General features: G+C 61.7%; 13 protein-coding genes. 6 read left to right on the top strand and 7 right to left on the bottom strand.

All coding sequences use genetic code 11. The features are described from left to right. Positions 1 to 42 precede the first annotated feature (42 nt). The 7 genes from F7R19_RS24690 to F7R19_RS24660 all read right to left on the bottom strand — a co-directional run bounded on the left by F7R19_RS24690 (position 43) and on the right by F7R19_RS24660 (position 6,735). Positions 43 to 924, bottom strand: coding sequence for a tyrosine-type recombinase/integrase (locus F7R19_RS24690; RefSeq protein WP_150982330.1), 882 nt, complete (start codon positions 922 to 924; stop codon positions 43 to 45). Between the two features lie 398 nt (positions 925 to 1,322). Continuing rightward, positions 1,323 to 1,802, bottom strand: coding sequence for a hypothetical protein (locus F7R19_RS24685; RefSeq protein ID WP_150982329.1), 480 nt, complete (start codon positions 1,800 to 1,802; stop codon positions 1,323 to 1,325). A gap of 518 nt (positions 1,803 to 2,320) precedes the next feature. After that, positions 2,321 to 3,199, bottom strand: a complete 879-nt coding sequence (locus F7R19_RS24680) for a hypothetical protein (protein ID WP_150982328.1) — start codon at positions 3,197 to 3,199, stop codon at positions 2,321 to 2,323. Between the two features lie 55 nt (positions 3,200 to 3,254). After that, positions 3,255 to 3,596, bottom strand: a complete 342-nt coding sequence (locus F7R19_RS24675) for a DNA translocase FtsK (RefSeq protein ID WP_150982327.1) — start codon at positions 3,594 to 3,596, stop codon at positions 3,255 to 3,257. Next, complete coding sequence (locus F7R19_RS24670) at positions 3,586 to 4,812, bottom strand: DUF1173 family protein (RefSeq protein WP_150982326.1); 1,227 nt, start codon at positions 4,810 to 4,812, stop codon at positions 3,586 to 3,588. The genes F7R19_RS24675 and F7R19_RS24670 overlap by 11 nt, the downstream gene beginning before the upstream one ends. A 10-nt stretch (positions 4,813 to 4,822) precedes the next feature. Further along, entirely contained in the window at positions 4,823 to 6,283 is a 1,461-nt protein-coding gene (locus F7R19_RS24665) for a 3'-5' exonuclease (RefSeq protein WP_150982325.1), read from the bottom strand. Continuing rightward, on the bottom strand, positions 6,280 to 6,735 hold the full coding sequence (locus F7R19_RS24660; protein ID WP_150982324.1) for a hypothetical protein: 456 nt from the start codon (positions 6,733 to 6,735) through the stop codon (positions 6,280 to 6,282). Before F7R19_RS24660 ends, F7R19_RS24665 begins: the two co-directional genes overlap by 4 nt. A gap of 159 nt (positions 6,736 to 6,894) precedes the next feature. Between F7R19_RS24660 and F7R19_RS24655 the strand changes: the two genes are divergently transcribed. The 6 genes from F7R19_RS24655 to F7R19_RS24630 all read left to right on the top strand — a co-directional run bounded on the left by F7R19_RS24655 (position 6,895) and on the right by F7R19_RS24630 (position 12,239). Further along, a complete protein-coding gene (locus tag F7R19_RS24655) occupies positions 6,895 to 7,416 on the top strand; it encodes a hypothetical protein (protein WP_150982323.1) in 522 nt (173 codons plus the stop codon). Positions 7,417 to 7,580: 164 nt separating this feature from the next. Further along, positions 7,581 to 7,784, top strand: a complete 204-nt coding sequence (locus tag F7R19_RS24650; RefSeq protein WP_223506401.1) for a hypothetical protein — start codon at positions 7,581 to 7,583, stop codon at positions 7,782 to 7,784. Between the two features lie 97 nt (positions 7,785 to 7,881). Beyond that, complete coding sequence (locus F7R19_RS24645; RefSeq protein ID WP_150982322.1) at positions 7,882 to 8,361, top strand: hypothetical protein; 480 nt, start codon at positions 7,882 to 7,884, stop codon at positions 8,359 to 8,361. A gap of 66 nt (positions 8,362 to 8,427) precedes the next feature. Next, on the top strand, positions 8,428 to 9,150 hold the full coding sequence (locus F7R19_RS24640) for a hypothetical protein (protein WP_150982321.1): 723 nt from the start codon (positions 8,428 to 8,430) through the stop codon (positions 9,148 to 9,150). A 140-nt stretch (positions 9,151 to 9,290) separates the two neighbouring features. Beyond that, the gene (locus tag F7R19_RS24635) at positions 9,291 to 10,217 is read left to right on the top strand and encodes an N-6 DNA methylase (RefSeq protein WP_150982320.1); all 927 of its coding nucleotides are present in this window, start codon (positions 9,291 to 9,293) and stop codon (positions 10,215 to 10,217) included. A gap of 312 nt (positions 10,218 to 10,529) precedes the next feature. Next, a complete protein-coding gene (locus F7R19_RS24630; protein ID WP_150982319.1) occupies positions 10,530 to 12,239 on the top strand; it encodes a M30 family zinc metallopeptidase in 1,710 nt (569 codons plus the stop codon). Positions 12,240 to 13,306: the final 1,067 nt, after the last annotated feature.

The following is a 13,306-nucleotide window of genomic DNA, read 5'->3' as shown; positions in this document are numbered from 1 at the left end:
CCCGGAAAAACAGCCAGAAAACGACAACTGCAGTGCCAGAATCTACACCAGAGGAGCTGTGACCATGAAGCGAGGGTGGGTCAAATTTAGATGAAAACGGCGGGTCAGTATTCGATGGACATCAACAGCCCTGTGCTTGGCGAGCAAGCGCGAGCGCTCAAATGTGAAGTACTGATACAACGCGACGGCGAGATCGTACGGCAACATCACGGTCCGGTCCTTTTCCCCCTTCGTTGGGGTAATGGACGGATCAAGGTGCATGGGGATCTGCTTGTTCGAATCTCGTCCGGCTGGGTTGGGCAGCACGCGGCAATCCATGCTGACCACCTCTTCGCGCCGCATGCCAGTGAGCAGGGCGAGATACCCCATCAAGCGCATGCGGTAGGGCGTCAGCGCGTCGAGAAAGCGAATCGCGCGGTCCAGATGGAGAAACTGGGGGGTAACCTTGTGCGTTTGCACCGTAAGGGAATTGGCCTCGAATCGGTCGCCTGACGCATCGACGTGCGCGAGGAACCCACGAGGCTTCGCGACCCAAACATCGGTCCGATCGAAAGGAATCGAGTGCGTCATTCCATTCGACTTTGCCCAGTTGTAGAAGGCGTCAACGGTACGAAGCCGCTGATTGACGGTGCTTCTGGCGCAACCGCGCTCAAGCATGGTGTCACGCCAGGCCGCGATCTGGCTTTGATCGACGCGATCCCATGCGAGGCCGTTCGCCTCAAGAAACGCAAAAAACTCGTAGAGCGCGGCGCCGTATGTGCGCCAGGTATTCGCAGCGCGAGTCCGCCCTTTGACGGTCGCAATGTAGCGCAGGTAGCGATTCGGTGCGTCGACTAGCTCCATCTCCGCATCGCAGAGAAAAGGCACGTCTGGGCGAGAATAGCCAGCGACAGCAAACTGGCCATCGGTGAAGAACAGTTTCATGCAGCGACCGTCTCGCGCGGAGGATATTCGGACCACGCCTTGTTGATCTGCCAATCGAAGTCCAGTGGCACCCGTTTTACTTGGTGTCCCATAAGATCCCTAAGTGCCAAAAAAACTGCTGCGGTCCATCAGTCTGAGGATTTGTGGACTTCCTCCTTCGGAGGACGAGCTCCTTCCTATGGACGGCTCGTGGACAACCTTCAGGTTGCCCACAACCCGCCCACAGTCTCCAGCCTAGCCCACAAGCTCCACAGGCTCCGACCTACGATTGAAAGAGAAAACTATCCCCCGACACACCTGTCGCATTATATCGAGGCCCCATGCAATACGCAGCAGACAGATGGTTACATATCAAAAATTGGCCGTATGGTCGGCCCATTCGATATTTGTGTTCTCGCTCATGGTGTCGTCTGATCCTCGAAAAGATCCCGCGTACGGGTGTCGCGGTTGGCTTCTGCAGAGGCCAATGGCCTTTCGCTGTCGGCAGCGCCACCGTGCGGTGTAGATCCGGCAAGCCGGGCGCAGTGCGGACATCGCTTGAATCCGCGGGGGACGCGGCTAAGTGGAATCCACCTGGCACGAGGCCGCATCTGTCGCGCGGTGTCTTTTGGCTTGTGACCGCACAGCGAGGCGCCCGTCGCCGGATCCACGGTGTGTACAAAATAGCCACCGTTCGCGCGGGCCAGAAAGGGCGCAGCGGCGTCGGGATGGCTGAGCGCCTTGAATTGGTCCGTGAGTGCCTTGCTGCAGACCCAATGCGCACCCGTGGCACCGTGATAGCCTTGCGCACGATCCACAGGCTGACCGCATAGCCAACAGGTGCCCGCGTCGACGTGTTCGGCAATGGTCTTGCCGAAGTAGCGATCGTCCTTTGCCATGCTCAGTTCGCAGTGCGCTGACCTGCGGCTGCGTGGTAAATGCCGGTGCCGCAGTACGCGCAACCGAGATGCTCACGTTCCTGCGCCTCCGCTTCGTCGACTGGTGGTGGGCAACTCCGATGCGCGTTGGCGCGCACAAGCAGCTCTACCAAGCGCAGGGCGACCAACTGTCGGTCCTCGTCCTTGGGCTGGCCAAGCAGGTCAGCAGCTATAAGCGACGCGGTTTGCCTGACCAAATGCAAGGGGGGGTGGGGAATTTCAGGCAACGAAGCGCCGTGCTGGGGCGCCGTAGGATGCCGCTTGGTATTCTGATCGCTCACCGATGTGCCTCCGTTGATGCGCCGGCAATGCTGCGTTCTTGGACCTGCTCCAGAGTCCTTCCGCAGAACTCGCAGCGCCCTTTGCCCCACGCACCGCCATCCCAGCGGTGGCGAGAGCCGACACGCAGGCCTGTGCGTTGGCTTCGGCCACCGAAGACAGCGCAGGAAATCACGGTGGGGCGGCTTTGGGCCGTTTTCTTAGCCATTGCTGATCTCGCTGCCGTCGCGCGCTACCCGATGCCCGTTCTTGTGGGGTACCTGAGGCGCCTCTCCGCGCGGCTGGCGGGCAGCGCAGGCCTGTACCGCCGATTCCAACGCCTCAATCGCCCTCCGTGCCTCGTCATCGGTCTCGAACTGCATGATGATGCCCACGCCATCGAAGTCGGCGGTTTGGTACGCCGGCATGCCAGGGATGGAGTCCAACTCGTCCATGAGCAAGTCGAGGCGGGTATCGTCCTCATCATCTGGAAAGCAGGCGAACACACCATTCGGCTCGTCGTCGGCGGCTTCTACGGTCATGCCGCTCAGATCGAGTTTTGGCGCGGCATTGTTCAACGCAGCGTGTCCATCCTGGGGCGCCGAGTTTGACCATGCTTTGCACTGTGGGTCGTGCTCATCCTCCTCGTCGCAGACCTCATGCGCACAACGCTCGTTCGTCCACGTGGAAGCTGACGTCTGGGCAGCTACGGCGCGTCGAATCAATGCCATGACAACCGCGACGATCCTATCGCCGCCCATTTCCATGGCATAGCCGCCGTCCAGCGTGTGCAGGACGTGTTCGACTTCGAGGCGCACATCGGCTTCCGCGACGCCGGTAGTCGGCTGGGAGAGTGCGGCGCGGATGAGCGTCATGTCGCGCTCGCTGGCCTTAGCCGTAGCCGATCCCGGTGGTATGGCTAACAAGCCAAGAGCCGGATTGAGCAGCGCATCCATACGGTCCAAGGCTTCGCGTAGGCTGGAATCCGCAATGGTCCCCGAAGGGAGGAGCGGGGCGAGATTGCTATCGATCCAGTTTTGGACCTCTTCGCCGCTCCACATTTTGCGGAGCATTGTCGGAAACTCGGGCAGCGTCTTCATGGAATGGAGGTGGCGTGTGTTTAGATCTCTACAGCCTATCGATCCAGATTCGAAGTCAAGTCGTGGCGACCGGGCTTCTCGCGGTAAGCCCAAATTCGATCGCGGCCGCGCGCAAATGGTTGGCATCGAGGTTGTCCTGGGAGAGCGCTGTGAGCACTACCTGAGCGAATCCGTGCAGGGCGGCCAGCTCCTCGCCTATCGGGCCATGCGTATAGAGGTACAGGCCGTTCTGCATGCGGCGAACGGCGGTCGTTTCGCTGGCCATACGATGAAGCAGGGCTTCCGCCGAGTCGTGACTGACACCCAGGTGCCGCTGCAGGAGGGCCACAGAGGCGGCGCGGTGCTGGTGGACGAGCTCCAGCGCCGTGCGAAACAGCGCATCCCTATCAGCGTGCATCGGCCTTCCGGGTGCTGGGCGGAAGCCGCAGGTGCTCGAGAGACGTACTGACGGCATCCCATTCGATGCAAGGAATGCCGTTCTCGCGGTAGTACTGCCGCTTGGACGCCATGCGGGAGTCGTAGTCGGGGTTACCCGTCATGCCAAGGACCTCGATGACCACTTCAGGGTCAACGTCGGTAAGAACGAAATCCGGGTGCACGGCGGCGCGACCGACGTGGCGCAATGGCTTGCGGAAGGCGCGGCCGTGGCCGACCAGGTGGTCCGCCATTCCCACCTCGTGCGACGAATCGCAGGGCAGGAACTGCCGGTTGGCCAGCATCGCCGCGATATCGACAACCGTCAGGTAGTTGGACCGGGATTTCTCAACGAGCAGCACGACGATGCAGCGCTGATCGGCCTTGCCAATGCCGGCAAGGGCGCCGCCAAACGACGCCTGCAGGCGTGCGTAGATCTCGGCGGACATGAAAAACCGCTGCGTGCTCTGGCGCAGCACGACATTGCCGCCATACTGGGTCGGCCCATGAGATTCGAGCTCGCCAATCAGGAGGCCACGGGGTGTGCCTGCGGAAGTGGGGGAGAGCCGCGCCTGCCACGCGTCGAACTCGGCCAGGATTTCTGTCTTGCGAGCCGGATCCCATCGTTGCATCACGTGCAGCAGATCGGCCGCGGCCTTGCCGTTGATGCGGCAATCGGCCAGCTCCGTGCTCAACTGCGACCAGCAGGCGTTCCAGCCTCGGGAGCCCGTGCCGGACCAGACGTTGAGGCCCGCTTGCTCCCAGGCGTACTCGAGGAAGGCCAGCAGGCCTGCCGAGCGTCGCTGGGGCTTGCTGCTCTCCCTCTTGGGCGTCCGTTGCACGGTTTTGGCCGGGGTGCGCGTACTGGCCGACAGCGTGGCATCGAGCCGGATGTCGTGGTGGCCATCGCGTACGCGGAAGGCGTCGAGACTGTCCGCGGCGCCCGCCTTTGCAAGCGCTTGGCGGTGGAACGGACACGCGCCTGCATGGTGGTGTGCCTGGTCCGGCCAACGAGCGAGGAGAAATATGTCGCGGTGGCGCCGGATCACGAGCTTTGGCCTTGGCCGGCTGGGCGTACAGCCACACTCGGCGAAGCCTTGCACGGTCCTTGCGCGCTCTAGGTGGCGAGCATAGCGGCCCGGATCTTCGAGCACATCGTCGATGGGGAACTCACTTCCCCCAATCCGCACTGTAATCATTCTTTCTCTCCTAGACTCCGGCGTCCCGGAACATGGCATAAAGGTCACGCCGGATCTCGCTGACGTTGAGCACATGCTTGGCGCGGGTCATGGCAACGTAGAGCAGGCGCTTCTCCTCGGCGGTCATCGTCGTCTCGCCTTCCTCGCCGGTCTTGAACTTGAAGTCGCCCGCGAGATAGACCGAGTCGAACTCCAGACCTTTTGCCCGGTGGGCGGTAGAGATGACGTAGTCCGCCTCGCTTTCTGGACTCACGCGCGTCAGGATCAGCCGGAGGTAATCAACCCCTTCGCTGTCGATCAGCTTGACCAGCGGCTGCAGGTCCCGGCCGGCTAGGGACTCGGCGTATTCCTGGACTTCTTCCCAGGTCTCGAATAGCGCGAGGGAGGCCGGGTAGGCGATCCGTTCCCCGCGCATCAGGCGCTCGGCGCCGTCGGCGAAAGCGCGCAGTTCGTCCAGCTTGGCGCGGACCGCAACGCGGTCGCCTCTGGCGATACCTTGCGCGAGGTGTGTCAGGACAGTGGCGTTCTTGCGGCAGAGAATTGCGTTGTAGCGGTGTTGGCCGAACTCCGAGTCGTGCTCGATCCGCGACGCGATGTGGTCCTGGCCACGGACCGGCGTGTCCTCGTCCATCAGAGACAGCATGCGGCTGGCCATCTGAGCGATGGCCGGACCGAACCGGAAGGATTCAGTGAGGGCACGCTCCGGCGCCTTGATGAAGTCCATGGCGTTCACTGCGCCGCGCCATTCGTAGATCTGCTGGTACGGGTCGCCCACGTAGATGACCTGGCACTGCTGGGCGCGGAGGACAGAGAGCATCAGGCCGTCGGCATCCTGCGCTTCATCGAACAGGATGAAATCGGCGCCAATGCGCGGTCGGCTCAGTTGCCAAAGTTTGAGGTAGACGTCGTGGGTGATCGCGCCGGCGGCGGCCGGGTCGATGTACTCCTGCCAGAGGCGCTTTACAAATGGCAGCAGCGAGGCACGCAGGAGCTCTGCTTCGTCGTCCGGGACGATCGATTCCACCGGGATATGCCACGCCAGTGGCTCGGGCTGGGCAGACCGGCAGAACCGGGCAACACCATCTGCGACCATCCGTGCCACCTTGCTGCCGCTAAGCTCCAGATCTTTGCCGATTGTAGTGGGCAACTTGAGGGGACCGAGACCATAGCGGACAGCGAGGTGATGCGAGGGCTCCAGCGGGTTGTCGATCTTGCGGCTGATCTCGGGGCGCGTCGCGGCACGCGCGACAGAATGGGCCGTGCGGCACCTCGTGTTCGTGGGGAACTTCCGTGCGGCTTCGGCGGCGATATCCTTGTTGAACGCCATGTACAGACCGCGGCTGCGGCCCAGCGCCTGGGCGGCCAGCTTGAGCGTGGACGTCTTGCCGGCGCCAGCATAGGCTTTGACCTTGAGCGCGCCTCCCGCCTCGACGGCGTCGACAACGGCAACCTGTTCTTCGGTAGGGGTCATGGTGCGGAAATCTCCAGCGCGGCTTGCTCTGGCAGCATGGCGAGGACTCGTCGTCGGATCGCCAGTGCTTTCTCACGGCAAGCCGTATCGCGCCGTTCGGCCTCACCGCTGGTGCCGTCGACGATATAGGCGAAATAAAGGGCGGTGGTGGGGCCGGTCCACGCCAGCCACTTGGCACGGATTTCCGCTTGCTGGGCAGGGGTCAGGGAGAAATAGACGGCGCGCTTCTCCCGCCAGATCCGGGCATGCAGGGTGCGCGTCGTACGCGCAAGATTCTCTGAGCGTCGCTGGCGACGCGCCAGTTCCTCGTCCGGTGTGTGCTGCTCGGCGGCCACGTGGTCCGCGAAGAGTGGGTACCTGTCGCGCTCGCGCTGTTGCTTGCGCGCGAATGCGGCCTGGCGGCGGGTATTGAAGTCGATGGGGTCGTGGCGACCGAGTCGGGTAAATCGCATGGCGGCTAGGTATGGAATGGTCTAAGACCAAGATACCGGCGCCACAGCAAAGTCAAGGCGGCCGGCGGGCGAAGTTCGCCGCCAACCATTCTCAGGTCGATTTCTGCCGGGCTTAGGCCCGAAAGCTATAGAATTTGGTGCGCCTTTTACCGGAAAGTCATGTCGCACACACCCATTAGCCGAGAGGTGTCTCTCGGAAACCGCCCCCATAACGAGCCGCAGCTGATTGCGCCCGGAGAACCGGAGTATGGCGAGATCGCCCGGCTGGACGCCTTCATCTTCAAGCGCTATCTCGACCGCGTGTTCTGGCACCCGCGTCCGGAAGTGCTTCGGTTTGAAGTCCGTGCGGTTCCGTCGCCCGTCGGCAGCGTGTATGACGTGGTCGCGCTCGTGGGGCAGGGCGAAGGTGAAGTGTGGTTCTCTGAAGCGGCCGTGCCAGTCCGCTGGGACTATGTGGCCATCACCGAGGCGACGGATGGCCTAGGGCGCCTGCAGCGCGACAAGCTGAAGGCGCAGGGCAAACTTCCTGAGGATTACAGGCCCTTCATTGGCGATGGCCCAATGCAGGATTACTCAAACCTGGAGAACCCAGAAGAGCTGTCGCAGCGGCGCTGGGCAGTGGTGAACCGTCTGCGTGAGGCGAACCGCCTTGCACGGCAGGCAGCTCGGAAGCCTAGCTAGAGGCGCAGCGAGTTGCTTGTCCGGGTTGCGAAGGCGCGGTAAGATTCGCCCGATTCTCCGCGCTACCGCGCATCGACCCTCGCCGGCGTACCGGCCATCTTTTTCCTTCCACCCATTGGGGCTTTTGTCCCTAATGGGCCATGGCTCCATCCTTCGGAGCCATCATGCCTCTCGTTGATACCCGCGAAACGGCCATCGCTACTATTGCGCTGGTCCTGATCCTGTTCGCCGCGCTGTTCGTCATCTTGACGACGCCTAGCCTCGCTCTGCTTTATCTCCAGTTGACTACGCTCGCGACGATTGCTCTTGCGGTCGCCGTCTACTGGGTCATTTCGAGCTTCTCTCACCTCTCCGGCCAGTCGGCCTGAGCATCGCCGCGCGTAGCCTCCGGGCTCGCGCGGCCCTACACCACCCAACCGGGAAACGTCCCCGGTGGGGCGTCTTCCGGGAATTCAGGAAACGCCCATGCCCCAACCCAAAACTCTCGACATCGAATTGGGCCCGGTGCCCGCCGAGGAATCGTGCGCGCAGGTCGGCCACGACGACTACGATGAGCGCTCACGGCGCGAGTGCGCGGTCTACATCCGCCAGCTGCAGAGGATCTTTAACCACCCCGATCAGACCGTCCTGAAGTTCGTCCGTCGTGGCTTTCCGCACGAACTCGGGCGGTACCACGAAGTGGTGGCCGTCATGACGGCGGAAGGTGCCAACGTGTTCGACGATGACCGGGTGCCGCACGAGTGGGATCACATCGCCCGCGCCGAGTTGACCTGGCTTCGCCTGCAGCAGAAGTGGCGGGAGACCGTGCTAGCTCGTCCGTCGGCGCTGGCCGTTGTCCCGGAGATCTTCCGCGAACGTGAGATTCCAGACTTCCCGAATCATCCGGTCGCGCAATGGTGGGCAATGGGCTTCACGCCCGTAGTTCCTTCTCTCGGCCTGCACTGAGCCAAAGCAATTAACCCGCATGGGACCGAGTCCCTGCGGGCCGGTCCCGATTCTTTTTTCGAGACCATGTATAACCAACTGATTGGTCAGTTCCTGGCCGCCGAACACTTCAGCACGACCGACATGGAGCGCGTCGCGAAGCTGGAGGCAAGCCTGTTTCCAAACGCCCAGCGTCTAGCTTGCCGGCGATCGACTGAGTCACGGCTGCGGTACCGCCGCGCCTTCCTGAAGCGCTTGGCGGCGAACCTTGTCGACAAGGCGAGCACGCAGCTCGGTGAGCGCGTCGACGAGACAAGAGTGCATCTGGACGGTCCGCGGAACGTTTGGCAGGTGATCGACGCCGGCCAGATTCCGGATCTCGACAAGCTCTGGCACGCCCTTGTGGTGTCGAAAGCCCAGCCTTTGGCCGTTGAGCAGGCCGCGATCGTGCTACGAAACGCTTTCGCCGAGCACGCGCACCTCAGCATGAAGCTCACGCGCGACCTTGGCATCCTCCGGCTTGCCGCCCAATCCGAGCCTGCGGCGGGTCATCCAGCTGGTATGCGGTGGCTTGCCGCTGGCGCTGTAGACCGCGTGAGGCTGGTCGTGACTGCATTGGCTGCCTTCGCCAAGCACTCTGGCGAGTCAGCGATGGCCGCGTGCCTGCGCGAGTTTCGCGTCGACACGCCGTTCGTTTCCGCACACCGGCGCGCTTTTCCTGCCGTCGAAATCCGCCAGTTCAATGAGCACTGGGAGATCCGCTTGCAGCGCGATCTTGCCGAAGGCCTGGCGTGCTTCATTGGCACCTGAACCCACTTCTTTCAACCCGTCCGGGACCCGTCCCGGCAGGGGCGTTTCCCGGGCCATTCCCCGACACAAATGCCCTCAACATCTTCTTTCTTTCGTTGCAGCAACCCTGAAGCGTACCCATTTCTGCGTAGGCGGTTCCATTGAGCCGGGCCGCCAAGTGCAAGTTCGAAGGCACCGCCAGCGATCCGCACAAGCAGCTGCTGTCCTACTTCAAGGCCTTTGGCCACCGGCACTCGACGCACGAGGTTTTCTCCGACTTCGTGGAGGTGTCGGCGCTGGCCATCAGCAATGCCGTCGATCGCGATCAGTTCGATGCACGAGAGAAGCGTTACCTGGAAATCGCGAAGCGGTACGAGCGCGAGGATCTGGAGCGCTTCTCCCACATGCTTGGCGCCTTGACGTTGGCTTTCGAGGAACGGGTACAGCAATTGGTACCCCACGGCGACGGCCTGGCTGACGTTCTTGGCCAGACGTACATGATGCTGGAGCTCGGCAACGATCGGGCAGGTCAGTTCTTTACGCCCTACAGCGTCTCTCGCTTGATGGCTGCCATCAATATCGGCGACGGCAATCCGTACGTTGACCGGGACGGTTTCGTCACGATCAGCGAGCCGGCATGCGGTGCCGGTGGGATGGTGATTGCGTGCGCGGATGCACTGCACGATGCTGGCCGAAACTACCAGCAGACGATGCATGCGACCTGTATCGACATCGATCCGCGATGCGTCCACATGGCGTACGTGCAATTGTCGCTGTTGAATATCCCAGCGATAGTCGTACACGGCAACGCGCTTTCCGTCGAGGCGTGGGCTACCTGGTTCACGCCGGCTCACATCGTCGGTGGTTGGGGCGCAAAGCTGAGGCTTAAGCGGTTCCGTGAGGCAATCGAATCGCTGACCGCGGAGGGCGTTGACACCGAGGAACCCGCTGTCCCGCCGTTGCAGACTGACGCAACTGATGCAGAGGTCGAATCCGTTCTCCACGTGAGTGCGGATCCGGAACAACCCCGCGTATCCATACCTGCCATGCGCGTCTTTGTGCCAGATGACCAGCTTGCGCTGTTCTGACGGCGAAAAGACGTCGAAATTGGCAACCTTTCGGGGTCATCGACTGGCCTACTCAGCCATAAGATTGTTTCTGTAGCGCCCCGCTACGGAAGCTCTCTCAAGATGGACCCGTTCCTACCCGCCCTCCACGTGAGGGCGTTTTTTTTTGTGAAGCGGTTGTTGGCGTTCGCTCGGTCGGGGACGACTCGCCGCCTCTATGCCTGCACTAGGGGAAAACCCCCAAAAAGCGGGGTGATGGGAGCGGCGCTTTTGCCGATATTCAGTTGCCGCGTCTTGAATCGTCGCGGCCAATCAGAACAAGGAGAAATATCCATGCGCAACCAGCGCACTTTGTCTTTCCCGGGGTCTCTTGCTTTGGCACTGCTGACGTCCGCTGTCCTGGCTGCTTGCGGTGGCGGCGGTGACGGCGGTGACGCATCAACCCAAGCCACAACTACGACGACCGCGACCACCTCGCCAGGCGCTGCGGCTACGCCGACCGACCCCGCGGCCAAGCCCGCCAGCGTCGTGTCCCCGGCCTGTTCCAATTGCGCCGCCGTTGACGCGAACACCTATGCCGGTTCAGGCATCGGTGTCTGGCAGAACATCAACGCCACGGCGGCCGCAGTGGATATGCCCATCAACATTGCCGGCCTGACGGGCCAGGACGTGACGCTCGTCTTTACGAACCAGTCGGGCACCGCCCAGACGATGCCGACCATTCCACTGACGGCATCGCATTTCCCAACTGTTGCTGCCAGTGCCATCGCGTGGGACGATGGCACGAGTGCTGTAAAGCGTCGCATCTCGGATTTCAATCACGACGGCTGGGCGGCCAAAGCGGGTGCCCGGGGCGCCGCCCCCAGCAACTCAACGTTTGGCACCGCGCCGTTGCGCGCAGCGGCCTACGTGCCTGGCGATACCCGCACCTTCTATCACGAGGACAACACGCCGCGCGCCGTCACGCTCATCCGCACGGATCTCGCCTCGGATGGCACGACCGTGAACTTCTGGGTGGAATCTACCGAAAGTGGGACGGGCAAGGTTACTTCTGCGATCGTCAACGCGCTGTACGCCGGATTTGTGCCGAGCGGCAAGATCTATGACATGCTCAAGCAGACCGGTGGCCCGGTCTGGGGGCCGCATGTGTACAGCGACCTCATCAGCGGAGCGGTGGCGCAACCGATCGACATCGTAATCTTGAACTTCGACAACAATGCGACGCCGTTTGGCATGGTCGGGTATTTCTACGGCCGCAATGCGCTTACGGCGGCCGCCGATCCGCTCAGTAACCAATCGGTTTCCTTGTATCTGGACTCCGAAACGCTTTATCTGGGCGGAGCCTCGGGCATGAAGTCGATGCTGCTGACGATGGCCCACGAAGGCATGCACATGCAGAACTTCTATCGCCGCGGCGTCGTGAAGGGGCCGACTTATGCCTTCGACACGTGGTTGGAGGAAGCTTCGGCAATGATGATGGAGGATTTCGCGAGCCAGTCGATCGACTCGACCTACAACGCGATCCGGGACGTGCGCTTCCCGAACTACATCGACTACAAGGCCGGTTCGTACAACTGCAGCCTGCTGACGTGGGATCCCTTTGGGGCCGCTTGCGACAGCTACTCCGTGTCCGGCTCGCTCGGCGGCTTCCTAGATCGACAACTCGGCCTGAGTTTCTACAAGAACCTTCTGACTAACGTCAGCAGCACAGACTCGGTAACGGTTCTAGATTCGTCGATCCGCGCAACGGTGCCGACTACTAGCCTGGGCGAGCAGCTGCGCCGTTTTGCCGCGACGTCTGGTGCGCTGATGAAGGCGCCTAGCCCCACTGGCTTCGGCTTCCCGGCGCGAGCGGAAGGTGGCTTTACGCTGCCGGTGATCGATCCGCAGGCGCTACTGGCCAGTCGCACGCTGACACAATCGGTTCCGTCAACGCTGCAGCCGTATGCCAGCCTCCCGGTAGTTCGAAAGGCCGTGAATGGCACGTATAGCGAGACGGTCAAAGTGCCGCCTAACTCAACGTTGTCTGTCGTGATTCAGTAACCCATGGGGCGGCAAGTGCCGCCCCTTTGTCTTTGGAGTGTTATGCAGAAGATCGTACTGGCCGCATTGGTGGCGCTCGGCCTTGCAGCCTGCGCGGGCGCTTCGCCCGCAGGCGTCCAGCGGCAGATGCTGACAGGTCAGATCCATATTAAGGGCAACGAACCGTTTCCAACTGTTATGTTGGAGACGGAGTCCCATGAAACTTGGGAGCTTGTCGGGATGCCGCTAGGGGAGGCGCGTTCGCTCATTGGACGGCAAGCAACCGTAGAGGGCACCGTGATCAAGGCTCCGGGACCTGGCGTTTGGCTGCCAACGCTGCGAGTGCACGGGAATTCGCGCACCCCAGAGCGCTGAGCGAATCGCGTTCCCGGAGGCTTAAAACCCTTATCAGGTGAAGTTCAGCCCAAAGAAAAGGGGAAGAGGTTGAAATACAAAGTCGACTCCGCGTACGTGAAGTCAGTCTAAAAGTTCGTTCCAGTGGCCTGCGACGACGAAAGAAAAAGGATGTACAAATGGTTAGGACCCTCGACATTTATCCGCCAGACACGCTCATTCTCGATGGCGTGACTTTCTGCGTGGACTTTTCCAAAGTTTCCATCGAAGGTGGGCATCCAATGGGGCCCGTATTTGCTTACGGGGCGGCAAGGGCCGTTCTTTCGGATAATGATGCAGAGCGACTGGTTGCTGTCGGCGTGAGAGACAACCGCTAGAATCAGGAAGGTGGCCAGCGGCTGCCGTCGCGATAACTTGAAGCGGGCGTTGTTGGCCTGGGGGTTCGAGAGCCCGCCCGTATGGTTGACTGATGACTGGCCTTCGAGGGAATAGTTCTATATCGAAGCCGCCGCGGAGCGTGGATACTCGCTTCGCTGGATGACTAGGAAAAGATGATGACATCGGATAGCTTGCGAAGGGGTTGGATCGTCCGCACTGGTAGCGACTACCTGTTCCCTCAAGGTGGGGATGTTGGCTACACCCCGAATCTGGCAGAAGCTGGAGCATTTGAGACGGAAGAAGAAGCCACGGAGGCGGGCCGGGATCATTGCGATCCTGGCTTTGTGGTGATGCGC

It is taken from the genome of Cupriavidus pauculus, assembly GCF_008801835.1.
Taxonomy (GTDB): domain Bacteria; phylum Pseudomonadota; class Gammaproteobacteria; order Burkholderiales; family Burkholderiaceae; genus Cupriavidus; species Cupriavidus pauculus.
The sequence above is the reverse complement of the archived record's forward strand: the minus strand, read 5'-3'. Positions and strand labels throughout refer to the sequence as shown.